The sequence below is a fragment of the Puia sp. genome (genome assembly GCF_035546395.1).
In the GTDB taxonomy this organism is placed as follows: Bacteria; Bacteroidota; Bacteroidia; order Chitinophagales; family Chitinophagaceae; genus Puia.
Genome location: NZ_DASZXR010000018.1, coordinates 145,039 through 165,728, shown reverse-complemented (window position 1 = coordinate 165,728; position 20,690 = coordinate 145,039). Strand labels below are relative to the sequence as shown.

Annotated in this window: 17 protein-coding genes and 1 rRNA gene; 9 read left to right on the top strand and 9 right to left on the bottom strand. The window is 50.4% G+C overall.

Annotated features, from left to right (window positions below):
* The first annotated feature begins 11 nt into the window (after window positions 1–11).
* A 5S ribosomal RNA gene (gene rrf, locus VHE34_RS26185) occupies window positions 12–123 on the top strand.
* A gap of 130 nt (window positions 124–253) precedes the next feature.
* Here the strand turns inward: rrf and VHE34_RS26180 are convergent.
* Genes VHE34_RS26180 through VHE34_RS26170 form a run of 3 tightly spaced genes read right to left on the bottom strand, consistent with a single transcriptional unit; the run spans window position 254 to window position 1,534 of the window.
* Entirely contained in the window at window positions 254–847 is a 594-nt protein-coding gene (locus tag VHE34_RS26180; protein WP_325593510.1) for a hypothetical protein, read from the bottom strand.
* A gap of 56 nt (window positions 848–903) precedes the next feature.
* Window positions 904–1,263, bottom strand: a complete 360-nt coding sequence (locus VHE34_RS26175; protein WP_325593508.1) for a transcriptional regulator — start codon at window positions 1,261–1,263, stop codon at window positions 904–906.
* Window positions 1,241–1,534 carry a type II toxin-antitoxin system HigB family toxin gene (locus VHE34_RS26170; RefSeq protein WP_325593506.1) on the bottom strand — a complete coding sequence of 98 codons (294 nt, stop codon included), beginning with the start codon at window positions 1,532–1,534 and terminating at the stop codon, window positions 1,241–1,243. Before VHE34_RS26170 ends, VHE34_RS26175 begins: the two co-directional genes overlap by 23 nt.
* Window positions 1,535–2,001: 467 nt before the next feature.
* Between VHE34_RS26170 and VHE34_RS26165 the strand changes: the two genes are divergently transcribed.
* Window positions 2,002–2,859, top strand: a complete 858-nt coding sequence (locus tag VHE34_RS26165; protein ID WP_325593504.1) for an SDR family NAD(P)-dependent oxidoreductase — start codon at window positions 2,002–2,004, stop codon at window positions 2,857–2,859.
* Between the two features lies 1 nt (window position 2,860).
* On the opposite strand, the gene VHE34_RS26160 is transcribed toward VHE34_RS26165, so the two are convergent.
* On the bottom strand, window positions 2,861–3,451 hold the full coding sequence (locus tag VHE34_RS26160; protein WP_325593502.1) for a Crp/Fnr family transcriptional regulator: 591 nt from the start codon (window positions 3,449–3,451) through the stop codon (window positions 2,861–2,863).
* Window positions 3,452–3,611: 160 nt separating this feature from the next.
* Here VHE34_RS26160 and VHE34_RS26155 point away from each other — a divergent pair, with 160 nt between their 5' ends.
* From VHE34_RS26155 to VHE34_RS26145, 3 genes are all read left to right on the top strand, one after another.
* On the top strand, window positions 3,612–4,454 hold the full coding sequence (locus tag VHE34_RS26155; RefSeq protein ID WP_325593500.1) for an AraC family transcriptional regulator: 843 nt from the start codon (window positions 3,612–3,614) through the stop codon (window positions 4,452–4,454).
* A gap of 81 nt (window positions 4,455–4,535) precedes the next feature.
* A complete protein-coding gene (locus VHE34_RS26150; protein ID WP_325593498.1) occupies window positions 4,536–5,270 on the top strand; it encodes an SDR family NAD(P)-dependent oxidoreductase in 735 nt (244 codons plus the stop codon).
* A 36-nt stretch (window positions 5,271–5,306) separates the two neighbouring features.
* Window positions 5,307–5,744, top strand: coding sequence for a hypothetical protein (locus VHE34_RS26145; protein ID WP_325593496.1), 438 nt, complete (start codon window positions 5,307–5,309; stop codon window positions 5,742–5,744).
* Here VHE34_RS26145 and VHE34_RS26140 read toward each other — a convergent pair.
* From VHE34_RS26140 to VHE34_RS26130, 3 genes are read right to left on the bottom strand one after another with little or no spacing between them, the layout of a single operon-like run.
* Complete coding sequence (locus tag VHE34_RS26140) at window positions 5,741–8,191, bottom strand: DUF3160 domain-containing protein (protein WP_325593494.1); 2,451 nt, start codon at window positions 8,189–8,191, stop codon at window positions 5,741–5,743. The two genes, VHE34_RS26145 and VHE34_RS26140, sit on opposite strands and share 4 nt — an antisense overlap.
* 24 nt (window positions 8,192–8,215) lie before the next feature.
* Window positions 8,216–8,800, bottom strand: a complete 585-nt coding sequence (locus VHE34_RS26135; protein ID WP_325593492.1) for a hypothetical protein — start codon at window positions 8,798–8,800, stop codon at window positions 8,216–8,218.
* On the bottom strand, window positions 8,775–9,683 hold the full coding sequence (locus VHE34_RS26130) for a CapA family protein (RefSeq protein WP_325593518.1): 909 nt from the start codon (window positions 9,681–9,683) through the stop codon (window positions 8,775–8,777). Before VHE34_RS26130 ends, VHE34_RS26135 begins: the two co-directional genes overlap by 26 nt.
* Before the next feature lie 263 nt (window positions 9,684–9,946).
* On the opposite strand from VHE34_RS26130, the gene pbfA reads away from it, so the two are divergent.
* The 4 genes from pbfA (at window position 9,947) to VHE34_RS26110 (ending at window position 15,949) form a co-directional block, all read left to right on the top strand.
* The gene (gene pbfA, locus VHE34_RS26125) at window positions 9,947–11,347 is read left to right on the top strand and encodes a (R)-1-hydroxy-2-aminoethylphosphonate ammonia-lyase (RefSeq protein ID WP_325593490.1); all 1,401 of its coding nucleotides are present in this window, start codon (window positions 9,947–9,949) and stop codon (window positions 11,345–11,347) included.
* Window positions 11,348–11,485: 138 nt separating this feature from the next.
* Window positions 11,486–14,032 (top strand): circularly permuted type 2 ATP-grasp protein, encoded by a 2,547-nt coding sequence (locus VHE34_RS26120; RefSeq protein WP_325593488.1) that lies wholly within the window; start codon window positions 11,486–11,488, stop codon window positions 14,030–14,032.
* Window positions 13,989–14,867, top strand: a complete 879-nt coding sequence (locus VHE34_RS26115) for a transglutaminase family protein (RefSeq protein ID WP_325593486.1) — start codon at window positions 13,989–13,991, stop codon at window positions 14,865–14,867. Before VHE34_RS26120 ends, VHE34_RS26115 begins: the two co-directional genes overlap by 44 nt.
* A gap of 53 nt (window positions 14,868–14,920) precedes the next feature.
* Window positions 14,921–15,949, top strand: coding sequence for a zinc-binding metallopeptidase family protein (locus VHE34_RS26110; RefSeq protein WP_325593484.1), 1,029 nt, complete (start codon window positions 14,921–14,923; stop codon window positions 15,947–15,949).
* On the opposite strand, the gene VHE34_RS26105 is transcribed toward VHE34_RS26110, so the two are convergent.
* Window positions 15,912–17,252 carry an ATP-binding protein gene (locus tag VHE34_RS26105; protein ID WP_325593482.1) on the bottom strand — a complete coding sequence of 447 codons (1,341 nt, stop codon included), beginning with the start codon at window positions 17,250–17,252 and terminating at the stop codon, window positions 15,912–15,914. The two genes, VHE34_RS26110 and VHE34_RS26105, sit on opposite strands and share 38 nt — an antisense overlap.
* A gap of 88 nt (window positions 17,253–17,340) precedes the next feature.
* Entirely contained in the window at window positions 17,341–20,652 is a 3,312-nt protein-coding gene (locus VHE34_RS26100) for a transglutaminase family protein (protein ID WP_325593480.1), read from the bottom strand.
* Window positions 20,653–20,690: the final 38 nt, after the last annotated feature.

The following is a 20,690-nucleotide window of genomic DNA, read 5'->3' as shown; positions in this document are numbered from 1 at the left end:
CAGGAGCGTCTTATGGTGTTTTTGCCGAGGGTGTTCACCTCTTCCCATACCGAACAGAGAAGTTAAGCCCCTCATGGCCGATGGTACTGCACCACAATGCGGGAGAGTAGGTAGATGCCATATTCATTTAAAAGCCTCGTCACGAAAGTGATGAGGCTTTTTTATTTACTGCCTTGAGACGTCGCCGGGACGCAGGTTCGAATCCTGTCTTCCCGAGATTAGACAAAATGTCTTCTTTTCTCGGTTATAAGTACTAAGCTTTTCTTGTGAACGTACTTCGTAACATAACTCTGCCATTACGGAAAGCCAATTTGTGCAACTCAACTTTTGTCCCGAAAAGAAAACTAAGCATTGTTTCCAGGTTGCTGTCATTGTCAATATGAGCCGATTCGACACCGATGTGGCCATTTTCGTCTTCGCCAGAATATTCTTCAAGAAGTTTGTCCTCATCTAACAAAATTTCGGTATCAATCACGTCGGTCGCAATGAATGTAAGGTCGATGAAAAGATCGCTCAGATCATCCAACAGGGTAAGCTCAACGGATTCTTGTTGCCAGCTATTGGGAATTTCCGTTCCATTAATATTGTGGCGGACGGTCCATTCCTTGCCTAGAAACTTTCCAAGGTCAGAAACGACTTTATCCAATTCTTCCCCGCTTTCAAGTTTTTTCCTCAGGTCCTGAATCAATGGTTTGTTTCGCCTGTTGAAGTCAATAAGATATTTTGGTTGTCCTTTTTGATAGACGACCCATTCTTCTATTGAAAGTTCGTAAAATGGGATTGCCCGGAATATCCCGTTCGGGTTTGCAAATAGGTAAGACTCTGTTAGTCGTTTTACGGTTTCCATTGCATTTAACTAGATCAGCTGATGAAGGTGCTCGCTGGCCAGGCATATACACGTATTTAATATGCCTGAATTAATACTTCAGCAGGTATATGCAGCACCTCATTAAGTTTGCGGATCATCGCAAGGCTGAGCTTTCTTTTGCCAGATAAGATTTCTGATTTTCGGGAGCGGGCACCTAAAATTTCCGAAAGCTCCACCTCCGACATACCCATTTGTTCAATTCGGAATTTGATGGCTTCGAGTGGGGACGGTTTAGACACAGGATAGTGCTCAAGCTCGTACTCTTTAACGAGGATAGACAAAACCTCTAATTCATCGGATTCTTTTGATTCCGGTTTAAGATTTTTTTGCATTAGTTCATACACACGTTGCAATGCGTCTTCGTACTGAATCTTATTTTTTATTGGTTTTAACATAGCTTACTTTTTTTGTATCGATTTTATCATATTGTTTGTGCGTGCCGAACCAAACTATAAAGACGATTTTCAACCGATATTCGATATCCACAATCAAGCGGTAGCTATTTCCATGGATGTTAAAGATCACTCTTTTATCGGTTATTATAGAAGCATTGCGATACTGCCGCTTTAATTCATTGGGAGTATTCCATTCTGCGGCTTCGGCTTCCTCGTACCAAGCCAATAAGGCTTGTTCTGCTTCAGGAAAGGCCGCGCATGATGCTCTCAAAGTTTTAACCGCAATAACCCTCATCTACAAATATACACATTTGTTACCAAATCGGTAACATTCCTTCTTTAGATATTTTTAACATTCCGGGGATGACGTCTTCTTTGTGTAAGTAGGGTAAAAGGTTGTTTATCAATGTGCTAGGCCGGCGAGAGCCTTGGGATCATGTAGCAACCGGTTCGAGAATCGTCCTGCCAGGGCGACAACTTCTCTGCGACCTGATAATCAAATCGTTTTTTTGCTATGCGGCAGGGGTATTTGGCCCGGAGATGACGTACGCAAGCCCTCGTAATTCATTTAGCGATTCTCAGGTGCATTAGGAGAAATAAAATTCGGGATCGTTTCGGCGTTTCGCCTTCGAGGAAATCTCTCTTGACATAGATCAATATCCGATCTTATCAAAGGTCAATGGCCGGGTAGTTTTGGTGTCGGAAATTTGTGTGACAGAACACAAATAAATTAACACTATGTCTAAGGTTATTTTCATCACCGGAACCAGCACCGGTTTCGGGAAGCTCACTACGCTCACGCTGGCCAAGGCCGGCTATACAGTGCTCGCAGGCATGCGCGCCACCAGGGGACACAATGCGGCCGTCGCCGCGGAGTTAGCGGCTATACCGAATGTAGAAGTTGTCGATGTCGATATCACCGATGATGCGTCGGTCGACGCGGCGTTTCGGCAGGTTTTTTTGCATCACCCGCACGTGGACGTACTCATCAATAACGCGGCCGTTTCGGGGTTCGGTCTCCTCGAAGCATACTCGCTGGAGCAGATCCGGAAGATATTCGAAGTGAACTTTTATGGCGTCATCCGGACCATTCAGGCCGTATTGCCTTCGATGCGCGACGCAAAAAACGGACTGATCATTAATATCACCTCCGGCGCGAGCGGTCATACCTTACCGTTCATGATTCCCTACCTTGCGTCCAAGTTCGGGGTCGAAAGCATCACGGAAGGACTGGCCGACGAATTAAGAGATTATGGCATCGATTCCGTCAGCATCCAGCCGGGTGTCTATCCCACCGAAATGAATAACGGCGCAAAAAGCGGCGTAAATGCCGATAAGGCCGACATCATGACCAAATATGGTGACGCAGCGGCGAAAAAAGCAGCGGCGCTTGGAGCAGGTCTTTTTGGCAAGATGGCGGAGTTTAAAATGGACCCGCAGGTTATCGCCGACGGCATCCTGGAGTTGATCCGGATGAAACCAGGAGCCAGGCCGCTCCGGTTGCCCCTGGACGCAATTGCTCAAGGCACTGACAAGGAATTTATCGAAGCCCGGGCGGTCATTAAGGCAAAATGGGTTCAGAAATATACCGCTTAACCTATCGTTTTGCCGCCTGGCGGCGGATTCGGCTGAGGGTTTCGGGCGTCATGCCGAGATAGGAGGCGATCATTGACTGAGGCACGCGGTTCAGGAATTGCGGATTTCGCTCGACGAAGTCCGCATATTTCAGTTCAGCGGTAGCGCTTAAGTTCGTTTCAATTCGCTTCTGGGAATTGACAAAGCTTCGCTGGAGGATGGTCTGGATAAACGTTCCGAACGGTGGGATGTCGAGGCACAACTGGTCGAACCGGTCGTGCGGGAACAACAGGATGACGCTGTCTTCGATGGCATCGATGTTCCATCTGGAAGGGTGACCGCTGAGGAGCGCCTCGCGGTTGCCAGTCCACCAGTTTTCGATTGCAAAACCGATGATATGCTCCTGGCCATTTTCGGTTCTTAAATAGGTTCGCAGACACCCCTTGGCAACGAATGCGTCGGTTTTCCAGGTATCGCCTTCCTGCAGGAGATATTGTTTCCTGTACACTTTCTTTTCGACGGCGATAGCACGAAGACGGTCGATCTCTTCAGCGGTCAGGGCTACTTTATCCTGCAGATAGGTTTCGAATATGTAGAATAGATCCGAAGGCATGGATTAAAGGTACGAAAAGCTGCGGCACCAGGTTCGGGGGCATGACAATCCGATGATTGGGCAATGTGTCCAAAAATATTGACCTGGTCCCTTTTTTGAAAATGAAAACTACTAAACTACCTTTAGAAAACCGACCAGGACAAGGGATCGGAACCTGAAAATGATAGTAAGCCAACAATATTTCGAACTAGGAAACAAACGGGTAATTGAAAAATTCATCATCCAGACGCCTTTTCGTCTTGGCGCAACCTTCCAGAATGAAGCATGTTTCGTTTATTTCAAAGAAGGCAAAACAATACTGTCTTCACCCACCGAAAGATTGGCCATCGGCGCCACAGAAAGCGTGTTGTTGAACTGCAGCAACTACTTCGCCGATTTCCTGCCAAAAGCACCATTGGCAACCATCGAGGTTTATGCGGTCCATTTATACCCCGACCTGCTTAAGGAAATTTATAAAGATACCCTGCCCGAGTTCCTCAAACATAAGGCTGCCGGTCAAAACGCAAAACTCATCGACAACCATAGTATCATCAATCACTTTATCGATAGCCTGGTTTTCTATTTTGAAAACCCTGGTCTGGTAAATTCAGAGCTACTTGTCTTAAAAATAAAGGAACTGATCCTTCTGCTTTTACAAACGCACAATGCGACAACTATCGCCGAATTAATGGCCGACCTTTTTTCCCCCCGGGAGGTCAATTTAAAAGAGGTTATTCAACTTCATTTGTTCTCCAATTTCTCCATTACCGAACTGGCACAATTGGCGGGGCTTAGCCTGTCCTCCTTCAAGCGAGCCTTTCAGAACATTTACCATGATACTCCTGCCAATTATTTGCGAACAAAAAAGATCGAGAAAGCAATGGATTTGCTTACGCAATCCGACTTGTCGGTAAGTGAAATCTGTTTTCAAATTGGCTTCAATGACGCTTCGCATTTTACCAAGGCATTCAAAAAACATACAAAACAGTCCCCCCTGGCTTTTAGAAGCGCCCATCGGCCGTAACGGTCCCCGGTTGAACCGAATTTACCATTTATTGAACCTGGTTGCCAAGCAGGGGCTTTCCCCCAATGGTAATTTCGGGCTATGAAAAAACTGGAAAACAAAGTGGCGGTCATCACCGGAGCCACCAGCGGAATGGCATTAGCTACCGCAAAATTATTTGTAGAAGAGGGCGCTTTCGTGTTCATCACAGGCCGCAGACAAAAGGAACTCGACCTCGCCGTTGCAGCTATCGGCAAAAACGTCATCGGGGTAAAATGCGATTCAAGCGTTCTTTCCGAACTGGACCATCTTTTTGAGGTCGTAGAGAAAGAAAAAGGCCAAATTGACATCCTGTATGCCAGCGCCGGGGTTGCCGAATTTGGATTTCCTATCGGGTCCATGACGGAGGAACATTTTGACAAGACGTTCAACCTGAACACGAAGGGAACCGTTTTTACTGTACAGAAGGCGTTGCGCCTGATGAAGGACGAAGGGTCCATTATCATGACGGGAACGGCGGCGATTTCCAAGGTAATGGAGGGCTTGAGCACCTACAGTGCCAGCAAGATGGCGCTCCGCGTATTTGCCCGTACCTGGTCGGTGGAATTGAAAAGCAGGCGGATCCGGGTGAATGTGGTCAGCCCTGGCCCCATCCAGACCGGGGTTTTTGAACAGGCTCCGGCGGGAATGGTGGAAGCCATTGTTTCCCTGGTGCCTTATCGGCGGATCGGGCAGCCGGAAGAAATTGCCGCGGCCGTTTTATTCCTGGCATCTGATGATTCCAAATTCGTAACGGGGGTTGAATTGAATGTAGACGGAGGAATGGCACTGGTTTAAACACGAACTCTTTAAATGTTACCAATAACTGAAAAAATGAAATTGATAAAATTCATTTCCTGGTTCCTGGGAGTCGCGATGTTTATGTTCGGCGTTTTAAAAGTCCTGAGTCCAACCATCAATGGATGGTATTTTATTCAAATGAAAAACAGTGGCGTAGGAGCGTATCTTCCGATGTGGGCGGGAATTGGAGGCGAGATTGTTGTTGGATCGGCCTTGCTTTTTAGTTTGGTTATGGACAAAGATGTCGCCATCAAAAGGTTTCAGATGATTATACAGCTTGCCTCTGCTACCATACTTCCCATGATGGCAACAGCTATCTATGTCCATTTGCAACCCGATGTTCCGGCAGAAGTTCTACCGTTAAAAATAAAGCCCCCCATCCTTCCCGTTTTTTTTATCCTGCTGGCTTCGACCAATATTTATTTGATCCGGCGCAAAATGAAGGCCGGCACCAGGGCATCGCAGGCCTAATACAAGTTGAAATTAGGGGCGGTTTTTGGTTGGGGGACGCTGATTTTAATATCATTCATCCAAATGGCCGGAGCCGGAACGGTATGATCCAACAACTGCTTTTGCCATATTTCGTCCGTTAGCCTTTGACTTACCGGTCCTGTAAATTCATAATGACTGAAGACCGCACCGCGGGTTAGGTAAAGCAATCCGTTGATCTCTGCAATGACATAGATGTCATCACCCATGCCAACGGTTTCCTGAAGGCACTTGTCATTATAGGTGTACACATCGGTGGCAACAGCCATGTATCGTTCAGGAGTAGAGACAGCTGCAGTAGAACCCTGGCCGGATTCGATGATTTTCAGGGTCAGGCTTTCCACTTCCCCGCCAATGAACGATAGTTTGTCGAATTCTTCATTGGATACCGGTTGCTTTTTGAGTTCTTTATTGGTTATTCTTAAAAGAAGGCTGGCCATGCCCGATAATTCATTGTTTCTATCGTCCAACTTCTCAGTCAGCAGTCCATTGTCCTCAAGGATCTCTCTATTAAGGCTAAGCAAAGCGATACAGTGCTCCCAAAATTCGGCTTGTGGTTCAACATAGGCTATTTTTTGGGGTGGCGGCACTTCACCTCCATCGCCCATTTCCGCCCCGTTGGGCTGGTCAATATAGAGTACCATATCATGCTTTAGTTCCGTCCACGAAGCGAGCATCGTATTCAAATTCTTTTTTTGCCAATTGGAGGATTGCATAAAATAGGGGGCATCCGGATTGGGATTTTGAAGGGAAAGAACTGTCTCCATTTTCTTGTTATAAATGCTTTGATTCCAGTTGTGGAAGCCCTCCATCTTTCTTTTTAGAACATTTAGCGTATCGGGGTAGCCTGCCCAATTCTGTTTTTCGTTATACACGTTCAGCAAAATAGCCTCTGCCTGATGGTTCCCCATCGCGGCAAAAACATCTAATCCTTTGGGGAAGGGGCGTTTGGGTTCCGGACCTGTGATATCCACAAGTCGTTGCAGAATTTCTCCATCAAAAGTGTACCTGCCCGCTGTGAACAGGATTTTTTTTCTGGCCAGGAAATCGCTTGTTGTTTCATTGGCTCCCTTTGGAAACATTTTACGTGGGTCGGCAGCGTACAGGGCACTGCGCAGTTTGTCAAGGTTTTCTTTGGTTAATAGTTCCCCGACCGTTTTATACTTTATTTCCTGAAGCCCTTTTATTAAATGGGCGATGGAAAGATTATTTTCTTCCCCGGCAAGAAATTGGATGATCTTAGAGAAGGTTTGATATTTTTTTAATGAGGAATCGGAGTGAAGAAGGCCATCCCCCAGCAACACGGCTTTGGCTAAACCCGGATCATTATCGATATAGATGGAAGCACTGTTTAACCATTTTACGCATCTAAAATATTGTTTCAGCGCATTCGTCCTTGTATAGTTTCCTCTTGGTTGAAATTGCGTATAGTCCATTAACGAGTCTCCAAGGAAATCGGATTTCCCTCCCTGCCCTTCCGTGGTATGGTCATACTCGTACTCGTACGATGTGGTATATGCTGCCGGCACCTCCTGCTTAGTCCCGGTTATTAACGATAACCCGATGGCATAATATACCTCATTCCATTCCGACGCCTTTTTAATCATCGGATTCTTTGTTGAATCGGCTGTTTTTTTGGCAATACTGATCTGGTCTGTTATCAGCTGTGTTACCAACGGGATCATTTTTTCCTCTTCAATCGACTGCATCTCTTTACTGATATGCATATGCAGTACCTGGAGATAGAGATCGGTAGTTATAAAACTTGGGGTATAGTCGTAATAGTTCTCGTCATAGGCATGAAATAGTTGTTCATGTTCCGCTTTGTTGATCACAAAGCCGTCGGTCTTTAGGTGGTTGACGAGTTCTTTCGGTATATTTTCAAACTGTTCCCAGTTGACTACATTTTCAAGGTTTGCTCTTTTTGTTCCATTCGTATCGATATAGTTTTTCTTATACAATTCCTCTTCTAATTTCAACACCTTCGCGACAAACGTTTTTTCTTCATCGCTCAGGTGGATTTTGAAATTGTTATCCCAAAAAACGGGTTGGTACCATTTAGTGGCATTGAAATGGGAACGAAACACATAATCCATGAATAGATATCCATGGCGGGCCATTATTTCCGCCCTCAATAGCCGAAGTTCGTTGAACGTTTTATGGGAGAGACCTATATTAAAATCAAAAGGAGGGGGGGATGTTTTGTCTTTATAGTAATCCTTGTAATATTTCTGGTACTCTTCCGTCTTATCGCGGGCGGCTATGTCGATGGAATCATCTGTCAGCGGATAGCCTTCATCATAGTTAGCCATCCTCGTAGGAGACTGGCTTAATTTGTATGCAGCGGGCGCAGTTGTCTTTTCTTTTTTCGATTTACAGGCAACAGACAATAAAAGAAGGAGCAAAGGGAAAAAGGGTCTCAGGTTCATAAAAGCGATATTTTATCAATCAATCTATTTGAGTAATAGTGCTTTGGCATCTGTATAATCCAAAGAGTCGTTTCTGGTTTTTATATAAGTCATCCCAAAAGACTCCCATTCATATTCATTGATGCAAAATAGGTCAGCCTTTTCCCTTTCCATCGTTCGAATCCGGAATCCTTCACCGGACCCCACTACGGCAAATTCTTCCAGGGGCCTTACCAGCCTTGAACTCAGCCATAAGGGACGTATGTAATCCCTATCTATTTGAAAAATGAAAAGACGTTTTTTTAAAACCGGATCGAAAGGAGTAGGCTTGATAATGCCAATACAAATATCGGTTCTGCCATCATGGTTTACATCTCCGGTTTCCATTTCGAAAATAGCATAGGGTGTGTAGATGCGATCACTCCCGCCAGTTAAAGAATCGAAAATGCTAATACTATATTTATCTAATTTATCCATCCGCTCAACCATCACTGTCCCCTTAAAATAAGCGTCACGAACAGGGATGGATTTGGAAAAATCAGTAGTATTCCTACAGGAACTAATATGAGGAGAAATTATTACTATAATGCTGGCACAAAGAACCTTAAAAGAGCTCCCAGAGGCTGTCATTTTTCTTTATTGTTATATTCTTTGAAACTGACCCTATTAGTTTCATAAACAAGGCAGATTCTTCCGGACTCATTAGAATGGGTTTCGAACGGACCATGGTAAATGGCATAACGCCGACGGAAGCTATTTCATTTTTTGATAAGGAAAAAATAGCGAATATTCCGGTGTTGCAAGGAGGGTAATTGTTATCGAAGATAAAATTGCCGATACTGTAAAAAATATACTTCCCATTATACTGTTCAATGGTTTGTACAACGTGGGGGTGATGACCGATGATGGCATCTGCACCCGCATCGATTAGTGAATGCGCCTGTTCGACCTGTTCAGCGGTCGGTGTCGATTGTAATTCTATACCCCAATGAAGACACACGAAAACAAGATAATCCGGATGCATTTTCTTGAATGCCCGGATCTTGGCCGACAAAACGGGAGCATCGGGGTTACCAAGCAGCGTATCCTGTTGTTTTAGAAAACAGGATGAAAACAGGGCTATATGGGTTTCGTTCTTTTCGATGATGGCAGGTGGACAGCCTTGCGAAGTTTTGGCGTTAAAGCCAATAGGTTGAATCCCGTATCTTTTGCAATTGGAAACAGTTTGAAGAACGCCTTCCTCCCCATAGTCGGAACTATGGTTATTTGCCAGCGTCACATGTGTAATGCCGTTAGCCCGAATTGGGGAAAGCCATTCTGGATTTCCTCGAAAAACGAATCGTTTATTTATCGGATTCAGGGGCGTGTCGGCAATGACACATTCCAGATTGGCGACGGAAAAATCGACAGTATTTAGAAGAGGCTTAATATTCCCGAATAGAAATGCGGGGCCATATTTGTTTATGGTGGATCTTGTTCCCCGATCGAGCATCAGATCACCGGCAAATAAAATCCTGGTGGATTTACCCGGGGTCGAGCATCTAAAAAAGGGGCTTATGAATAAGCATAAGCAGATGCATAAAAACCGGACCTGGATGATCTTTCTGTTCCGTCTGATATAAAGATTATTACTATTGCTTTCGAAGGTAAAGTTCCTCGCAAAAAGTTACAATAATGATTACTATAATCAAAATGATTTTGACAGTCGTGTAATGTATAATGAAAATATCTAATTTTAAATATGGGCTTTTAGAAAAGACGGTAAAATTGCGCGGGGTGACATTCCGATGGGCTATTTTCGGCATCATCAAAGCCATCTACATGAGAACGCCACCTTCAAAGGAACAGGGAGACATCAATTCAACCGACGAACGCCGAAAATATATAGAAAGCCTGGATGCCGAAACCCGGCACTGGCTGGAAGAGGACGCCAAATACTTCCTTCACCAGGCGTTGTCGACCCCGGTGATGAACGTGTTGTCGCGGACGGAAGGCCCCTATATCTATGATCTTGCGGGCAAAAAATACCTGGACTTGCACGGCAACGGCGTGCACAATGCAGGCTTCTCGAATCCCGACGTCGCAGCGGCGGTGATCGCGCAACTGAACGAGCAACTTGCATTCACTCCCAGGCGATATACCAATCTGCCCGCCATCCGTCTCGCCAAACGGCTCATAGCCCTCTCGCCGCAGGGGCTTGACCGGGTGCTGTTCTGCCCCGGCGGCTCCGAAGCCATCGAAATGGCCCTGGCCATTGCCAAACAGATCACCGGCAAATGGAAGACGCTGTCTTACTGGGATTCCTACCACGGCAACGGCTTCCAGGCGGCGAGCGTCGGCGGCGAAGAACATTTTACCACCGGTCTGGGCCCGATGGTGCCCGGCGCCTTCCATGTGGAATTCCCCAATTATTACCGTAACCCCTGGGGACTGACGAATGAAACCGAGATCGATGAGTTGCACCTGCGGCAGATCCGCGTCATCCTCCAGCGGCATCCCGATTTGGCCGCCATCCTGGGCGAGCCCATCTCCGCGACTCCCGTGGTGCCTTCCGCCTACTACTGGAACCAGGTGAGGGAACTTTGCGACCGGCAAGGCATCTTCCTCATCTTCGATGAGATCATCGAAGGCTTTGGCCGCACCGGCAAATGGTTTGCCTGCGAACATTATGTTGTCCCGGACGTCCTGGTCCTCGGCAAGTCCCTCGGCGGCGGCGTCGTGCCTTTCGCCGGTATCCTTACGGCTGAGAAATACAATGTCCTTCAACACCGGTCGGTGGGCCATTTCACGCATGAGAAGAATCCCCTTTGCTCCGCTGCGGGCCTCGCAGGCATCGATTATATCGACAAATACGGGCTTGTGGAGAATTCCGCGAACCTCGGCGAGTACCTCATGCAGGGGCTGCGGGAGCTTCAGCTGCGATTTCCTATCATAGGGAATGTTGCGGGTAAGGGACTGCATATCGGCGTCGACCTGGTTAAAGACCGTGGCACGAAGGAACGAGCCGTTGCGGAAGCCGAACGGGTAATGTACCATTGCCTGGAACAGGGGATTGCGCTGAAGGTCATTGAAGGGAATGTTCTTACGATGCGTCCCGCGCTTTGTATTACCAGGGACGACTGTGATTGGATACTGGATGCGTTGGGGAAGGCGTTGACGGAAGTGTTTGAGGACTAACCGGGTCAAACTGTACGCGTGTCTATCGAATTCATCGGCTGTCCTGACGCAGGCCCCCGGGCAGCCAGAGCTCCCGTTTGGATTGAAAGGGCGCCGCACATCCCGTTTATCCGCCCCAAAATTCCTATTTTTAACCCCATGGACCATTTCGCTGACCAGGCTCGACTGCAAGAGGGGATTGGAGAGGACGGGAAGATGCCCCTGCACTGGGCGGCGTTCTTTCGGTCGTATGCTCGGCTGGGCAGCGAAGAGATCGCGGGCCGCAACGAAGACCTGACTCGGCTGCTACGCGAGAATGGAGTTACCTACAACATTTATGGGGACCCGAACGGGCTGAACCGGCCCTGGAAACTGGATATGATCCCCTTCCTGATCAGCAACGAGGAGTGGCCGGTGATGGAGGCGGGCCTGCTGCAACGAGCGCGGCTGCTGAATTTGATCCTCGAAGATATTTATGGCGAAGGACGATTGGTCCGCAGCGGGATATTGCCGTTCGAGCTGCTGTATAACCATCCGGGTTTTTTGCGGCAATGTTCAGGGATACCGCTGCCCGGCCGGCAACACCTCGTTATGTATTCGGCGGATCTGGCGCGGAGCCGGGAGGGGAAGATCTGGGTAGTGAGTGATCGAACGCAGGCGCCCTCGGGTTCGGGGTACGCGCTGGAGAACCGAACGGCCATGACGCGGGTGGTGCCGGAGTTGTTCGAAGGGCAGAACGTGCGGCATTTGTCTCCCTATTTCAATGCTTTGAGAGATGGATTGAATAATCTGGCGCCCCGGCAGCGGACGATGCCGCGGCCAGGGGGAGGGGCGCCGCGAATTGTCATCCTGACGCCGGGGTCCAGCAATGAGACGTATTTCGAGCACGCCTATCTGTCTTCCTATTTGGGGTTTACCCTGGTACAGGGCAATGACCTCATCGTGAAAGACAGTTACGTCTGGCTTAAAACAATGGGCGGCCTGGAACGGGTGGACGTCATCCTGCGACGCGTGGACGACATCTATTGCGATCCACTCGAGCTCAAAGCCGATTCCCAGCTGGGTGTCCCCGGACTGCTGCAGGCGGTGCGCAGCGGCCATGTCAGCATCGCCAACCCCATCGGCAGCGGCGTCCTCGAGAACCCGGGGATGATGCCCTTCCTCCAGCCGATGGCACGCTATCTGTTGTCGGAAGACCTCCTGATCCCGACTATTGCCACCTGGTGGTGCGGCCAGCCCAAAGAAATGAACTATGTGCTGAACCTGCTTTCCACGCTCGTGATAAAAAAGATCGCCCGCAATCCGGCCGGCAGTTCGTCGATAGACGGCGCCGCCCTGTCTCACGCGCAGCTGCAACAGTTGAAGGCACAGATCATTGCACACCCCGCCCTCTACGTTGGCCAGGAGAAAGTGGACATCTCTTCCACGCCGTCGCTGATAAACGGAAAGATGGAATCCCGGAAAGTCCTTTTTCGGAGTTTCCTCGTCAGCAGCGGAGATGGCTACGTGGCGATGTCGGGTGGGCTCTGCCGGACCTCTTCCGAGCCGGGAAATTTTATCATCTCCAACCAATCGGGCGGCATCAGCAAGGACGCCTGGATCCTTTCCCCGGAGCCGGATCGCATCCTCGCCCCACTGAAGGAGACCCCCGACCGCGGGGCCGCGGCGGAAGAGGATATGCTGCCCAGCCATGCCGCAGAGAATTTATTCTGGGTGGGCCGGTACACAGAGCGGGTGCTGGGGAATGCCCGCTTCCTACGGACGGTGATGCAGTTTCTCGCCGAAGGCAATAAGGGAATGACGGAGAGTAACCGGCTGACGGAAAGGAGCCTGCTGGTAGCACTGACCCAATATACCTACACCTATCCGGGATTTACCGGACCGGGCAGCGATGCCGCATTCGCCAACCCCTGGGCGGAATTGAAAGAAGTGCTGCTCAACGAAAAAAGGGCCGGTAGCCTGAAGTTTAATTTCTTACAATTCCAACGAGCCATCCATGAGGTGCGCGAACACTGGTCGACCGATACCTGGCGGGTGCTTCGGACCATGGAAGAAGAATTGGCCCAGGACATTCCCCTTTCGCACCAGGGCCATCTTCGCATGCTGCACACGCTGGATAACCTCATCACTTTTATTGTGGCCTTTATCGGCCTGAACCGGGAAAGCATCTCCCGCGAACAGGGATGGATCGTGCTGGATATCGGCAGGAAGATCGAACAGAGCCTGCTGTTGCTCACGATGTTGAAGACCACACTGGTGAACCGGAGCAGTGACCAGGTGGAATATAGCCTCCGGCAGAGTGTGCTGATGAGCCACGAGAGCCTCGTCAACTATCGATACAAATACAGGCGGCCGATAGACAACCGGCTCGTGCTGGACTTCCTGCTTTTCGATCCGAACAATCCGCGCAGCCTGACCTACCACCTGCAACGGCTCCGGGTGCATCTCAAACAGTTGCCGAATGATCAGGCGGGGTATGGGCTGACGGAATACGAACGATTGATCCTGGAAGCAGACACCCTGCTGAAGTTGTCGGATAAGGATAGCTTGGCGGCGGTGAAGGACGACGAGGCGAAATATGGGTTCCTGGACGATCTCCTGACCCGGATGTATGGATTGCTGGTCGCGATCCCGGCCGTAATCTCCAAAACGTATTTTAAACATGAAGTACCTCATTTCCCATCAGACGACCTATACGTACTATGAACCCGTGAGCGTATGCTACAACGTTCTCCGGCTGGTGCCCCGCAATACCGACCGGCAGTTGTGTACCTCCGTATCGGTGACAATCCATCCCGAACCCGATAGCTTGCAGGAATACGAGGATTTCTTCGGCAATAAAGTGATCTATTTCTCCATTGAAAAAGAGCATGCCCGGCTGTCAGTGAAAGTATTTTCCGAGATCGAGAAGAGGGCTGTCGCGGCCCGGGAGATAGGGTTGTATGGGAACGCCACCATCGAAAGCGTGAAGCGGCAATTGATGGATAACCCGCAGGAGGTGGGCGATATCGGTCAATATATCTTCGAGACCCCGATGACGGCCTGGAACGAAGAGATTGCGGCTTATGCCCGGGCTTCGTTGCGGCCCGGACTGCCGGTGCTGGAGGCTGCGGGCGATTTGATGCGGCGGATCTTTTCCGACTTCCGCTTCACGCCGGGATTCACCGCCGTTTCCACGCCGCTGGAAACAGTCATGCGCGAACGCAAGGGGGTATGCCAGGATTTCGCCCACCTGGCGATTGCCTGTTGCAGATCGGTAGGTCTACCGGCGCGATACGTCAGCGGATATATCGAAACGCTCTCGCCGCCGGGGGTGGAAAAATTGATTGGGGTGGATGCTTCGCACGCCTGGTTCAGCGTTTACATTCCCCATCTGGGCTGGGTGGATTTCGATCCAACGAATAACCTGCTACCGGCGGAGCAGCATATCACCATCGGCTGGGGGCGGGACTATGCGGATATTGCCCCGATGAGGGGCGTCCTGCTTAGCAGCGGGACGCACGGGTTGTCGGTGGCGGTGGATGTGAGGAGGGTGAAGTGACTTGAGCGCCTCGTGGTACAGTTGTTGCATTTTTCCCGATGTATAAACCAGCCATGAGAGTATACGCCTGTAGCAACTGCCAGAACCCCTTGTATTTTGAGAATAGCGTGTGTCTCAATTGCCGGCATCCCGTGGGCTTCGATGCCGCAGCGCTGACGATGGTGGCACTGGAGCCAAATTCCGAATATAAGTACTGCAAAAACTCGGAGTACGGAGTCTGCAACTGGCTGCTACCCTCCGCCTCTGAGTCGGAATACTGCATCGCCTGCGCGCTAAACCGGGTGATCCCGGCTTTAAGTACCGATAGCAACAAAGGAAGATGGAAGAACCTGGAGATAGCCAAACACCGGCTTATTTATTCCCTGCTTCGCCTGCATCTCCCTTTCCAGGTGGAGTACCAGGGGAAACCCGAATCCCTCGGTTTCGATTTTATGGCGGACCTGCCTTCCGGCCCCCATATCCTGACCGGCCATGACAACGGGATGATCACGATCAATATCGCCGAAGCGGATGAGGTGGAGCGGGCGCGGAACAAGCTGGATCTCGGCGAACGCTACCGGACGTTATTGGGACATTTTCGCCATGAGTCCGGCCATTTCTATTGGGATGTGCTGGTCAGGGACCAACCGCCTATCGAAAAGTTCCGACGACTTTTTGGCGACGAACGAAGGGATTATTCCACCGCATTGGCCGACTATTATACCAATGGCGCGCCGGCCGACTGGGACCAACGTTTTGTAAGTCCTTATGCGACTTCCCATCCCTGGGAGGACTGGGCGGAGACCTGGGCGCATTATCTGCACATGATGGACACGCTGGAGACGGCCTGGTCTTTTGGCATCCGCATCGATCCGGTGGAATTGGAGGATACGACGGGTATCAGGGCCAGCATTGTGAAAGAACCTTATGCGATCAGCGATTGCGACCGGCTTATCAAAAGATGGCTGCCCTTGTGTTTTGCGGTGAATAGCCTTAATCGCAGCATGGGGCATGCCGACTTTTATCCTTTTGTTTTGTCGGGTCCTGTTATTGGAAAACTTGGGTTTATTCATGAACTGTGTCAGACGGGGATGAGGTCCTGAGCCGGAGAACCTGTTTCAATTCCTGAACCGCATATAAAGGCAGATTCGTCATCCAGTCCTGCTGGCGGAAATCGGACAGAGAGGTTCGTATAACGGTGGTTGGCTGATACTTGTCATAGTACACACGGAGGCTTTTGGATTTAAGATTTTCCGCTGCTTTGACTTCGACAGGCACGATCTGATCGTCGATCTGAAGAAGGAAATCGATCTCCGATCGGGCGTTGTCCGGCGACCAATAATAAATACCAATTTTCTTTTGAGCGACCAGTTGCTGCAACACATACTGCTCGGTCAATGCGCCCTTGAATTCCTCCAACGTCGAATTTTCATCCAGAAGGGATCTGACATCGAGATCGCTCATGGCGGACAATAATCCGATGTCGACCAGAAAAAGCTTGAACGCGTCGATCTCCTCATAGGCTTTGAGCGGCATAGCCGGCTTCGAAACATTATTGACCTTATGGATGAGTCCGCAATCGATCAGCCAGGCCATCGCCACCTCGTAGTCTTTGGCGCGTGCCCCCTGCCGGATAGCACCATAAATGAATTTCCGGTTCTCTTTAGCCAGTTGAACAGGGATAGAATTCCAGAGCATCCGGATCCTGGGCACGATTGCGTGGGGAGCGTGTTTGGAAAAGTCCTGTTCGTATCCGATCAAAATGCGGCGTTGAATCTCTCTGACTGCCGGGAAATCATTTTTTTGTGCAAAGGAGACGACAGCCTCGGGCATTCCGCCTACATAATAGTATTGCTTGAGCCGCTCAATATACCGGGTTTTAAAGGTCTTCAGGGACTCCCAATGATGGGTTTGCAGCAACGTTGCCAAGGCCTGTTCACTCAAGGCTTCGAGAAATTCTACAAAATCGAATGGATACAGGTCCAGGAAATCCACCTTTCCTACCGGAAATGAAGTTTTCCCGCCAAGTGCAACGCCAAGCAACGATCCCGCAGAGATCACATGATACTGCGGCGCATTCTCGTAGAAATACTTCAGCGCGGTCAGCCCTCCCTGGGCTTCCTGGATCTCATCGAGGATCAACAGCGTATTGCCGGCCTCGATCTCGGTCCCGCTGGTTATGCGCAATGCCAAAAGAATGCGCGGAATGTCAAAGTCCTGGACAAAGAGGGATTGTAGCGCGGGGTTGGACTCGAAGTTTATGTAGGCGGTTTTTTGATATTCGGTACGCCCAAATTCCTTCATCAACCAGGTTTTACCAACCTGTCGAGCACCTCTGATTATCAATGGTTTACGGGTTCCACTGATTTTCCACTGCTTGAGCCAGTCCAATTCGTTTCGTTTCATGCTCAAATTTACAATTTTATGTACATATTAATGAATAAAACAACACTTTTATGTACATATTAATGTAATATATCTCATTTTTATGGACTTACCTTGTTGGATCACTCGGCAGGGTATTTCGCCGGAAACGCCGCAGATCCAGGGTATACGGATATTCCTTATTGATCTCTTCCGAGGGCGGGTCGCAAAGAAAGGGTAGCCGATCGGGCCGGATATAGCGACTGAGGCCTTTTAGATTGGGTACGGGTCGCAAAACATCCTGGTGGAAGGAGGTTGTATCGAAGCGATTGCCCCTTCTCGATTCCGCCTCATTGGCGTTGACGGGGAAGGCGTCGTAGTGCCGGCCACCCGGATGGGATACATAATACGTACAGCCGCCGATGCTGCGACTGTTCCACGTGTCGACGATGTCAAAGGTTATGGGCGCGTCGATGCCGATAGTCGGATGCAGGGCTGAATAAGGTTGCCAGGCGCGGTAGCGGATGCCACAAACATATTCCTCATTGACCCCTGTGGACGTAAGGGGAACGCGGCGGCCGTTACAAAGGAGAGCATACCGGTCGCTATTCCAGCCACTGCATTTTACCTGTAATTTTTCCAGCGAGGAATCTACATACCGCGCCGTTCCGGCGGCGGACATTTCTTCGCCGAGCACATTCCAGGGCTCGATGCCCATCCTTATCTCCAGGGTGATCCCGTGGAGCTGGATGGTGCCATAGCGCGGAAAGCGGAATTCAAGGAAGGGATCGAACCAGGCGATGTCGAAGGGATAGCCTTCGGCGTTTAGATCGGCGACGACCTCTGTCAAGTCTGCTTTCACGAACTGGGGGAGTAAGAATTTATCGTGCAATTCGGTTCCCCAGCGGACGAGATCGTGTTTATAGGGTCTGTTCGCGAATTTGGCGATCAGTGCGCGGATGAGGAGCATCTGCACAAGGCTCATTTCCTTATGCGGCGGCATATCGAAGGCCCGGAATTCAAGGATACCCAGGCGGCCCGCGGCCGTATCGGGCGAATAGAGTTTGTCGATGCAGAACTCGCTGCGGTGGGTGTTGCCCGTGATATCGGTGAGGAGATGACGGAAGATGCGGTCGACAAGGTAGAACGGGATAAAACCGCCTTCGGGTACCTGGCTGAAGGCGATCTCCATCTCGTAGAGTTTCTCGTTGAGACCTTCGTCGATGCGGGGAGCCTGGCTGGTGGCGCCGATAAAGGCGCTGGAAAAAAGATAGCTGAGGCCCGGGTGGTGCTGCCAGTACGTAATGAGGCTGCGAAGGAGATCGGGCCTTCTCAAAAGCGGGCTGTCGGCGGGTTTTGCGGCGCCGATGGTAATATGGTTACCGCCGCCGGTGCCGGTATGGCGGCCGTCGAGCATGAATTTTTCGGTGCCGAGTCGGGACAGGAATGCCTGTTCGTAGAGGGTGCCGATAGTTTGTGTCAATTCCTTCCAGTTATTGGCGGGATGGATGTTGACTTCGATAACGCCGGGATCAGGGGAGACGACGAGTCTTTCCAGGCGGTAGTCACGGGGTGGTTCATAGCCTTCTATGCGGACAGGGATCTGCAATTTTTCGGCGGTGGTTTCGATGCTGGCGAGCGCGTCGAGGTAATGTTCGAGATAGTCCATCGGCGGGAGGAAGACATAGAGCATCCCCTCGCGGGCTTCGACACAGAGGGTGGTTTTGATGGTCTCCGTGAGATGGTTTGTTTGTGGCCAGGGCGTGGATGGTTGATTGTAGCGGGTGGTTACCGAACGTTGGTAATCTGCCAGGACCGGGAGCTCCTCGAAGAGGCTGGGTTCGACTTTTTGCGGTTCGTATTCCTTTGCCAGGAGGGGCAGGGAATCGAGGGGCAGCCGGAGGCCGATGGGTGAATTGCCGGGAAGGAGGAAGAGCAGCTCCTGGCGGAGGATCCATTTTGCGCTTTTCCATTTGTTTTGATGGTAATCCCATTTCAGGGGTAAGGTAAAGCCGGCGGGATCTTTCCAGTTGGCGATCTTCTCGTCGGAATTGATTGGCATTTTGCGTTGGGCCCACGCCGTGTAGAAGGCGTCTTCGTAGGCGGCGCTGACATTTTCCTGGCTAACGTTGAGATAGCCTGCCAACACGCGGATGAAATGTTCTGCATCGGCGTAGGTATAGGTCTTCCAGGTTGTTTCGTGAGCGATGAGATGCGTATTCTGCCACATCGGGACATTGTCTTTCCGCCAGAACAGGCCGTATTGCCAGCGGGGCAGCGGCTCGCCGGGGTACCATTTGCCCTGGCCGTAGTGGATCATGCCGTTGGGCGCGAACTGCTCGCGCAGCCGGAAGATGAGGTCATGGGCCAGGAGACGTTTTTCTTTGCCGTCGGCGGCGGTATTCCATTGGGCGGACTCCATGTCGTCGATGGAAACGAATGTGGGTTCGCCGCCCATGGTGAGCCGGAGATCGTTGGCGTCCAGGTCTTCATCAACCTTATAGCCCGTGGCATCGATGATGGCCCACTGCTCTTGCGTATACGGTTTCGTCACGCGGGGGTCTTCATGGATCCGGGTGACGGTGTTGGAAAAGACAAATTCGGTTGTGCATTCGTCGGTGGAACCGACTACGGGCGCGGCGCTGACATAATGCGGCGTACAAGCCAGCGGGATATGCCCTTCACCGGCAAACAGGCCGGAAGTGGGGTCCATCCCGACCCAGCCGGCGCCGGGGATATAGACTTCGGTCCAGGCATGGAGATCGGTAAAATCGCTTTCGGGGCCTGATGGGCCATCCAGCGACTTGACATCGGCGGTGAGTTGTACGAGGTAGCCGGATACGAATCGGGCCGCGAGGCCCAGGCGTCGTAGGACCTGCACCAGAAGCCAGGCGGAGTCGCGGCAGGAGCCGAGGGATTTGGTCAGCGTCTCTTCGGTTGTTTGGACCCCGGCTTCCATACGGACGGTGTAGGCGATGTCCTTGTTGAGTTTTTGGTTGAGATAGACGAGGAAGTCAATGATGGGTTTTGGCGTCTTGTCGAGGCTTTCCACCCACTGATCCAGCAGGGGGTCGGGTTCTTCTTTTTCGAGGTAGGGCACGAGTTCTTTTGCCAGGTGTTGGTTGTAGACGAAGGGATATTTTGCGGCGTTCTCCTCGACGAAGAAATCGAAGGGATTGATGACGACCATGTTGGCGATGACCTCCACTTCGATGTCGAGTTCCCGCGTTTTTTCGGGGAAGACCACCCTGGCCTGGAAGTTCCCGAAGGGGTCCTGCTGCCAATTGATGAAATGTTCTTTTGGGGTGACTTTGAAAGAGTAGGCTTCGACGGGCGTGCGGGAATGGACTGCGGGTCGAAGGCGGAAGACATGGGGGGATAGGGAGACGAACCTGTCGTATTTATAGGTGGTTTTGTGATTGATGGCTATCCGTATCGACATAGATGGGGTGATTTTGAATGAATAGCGAGCAATCGATT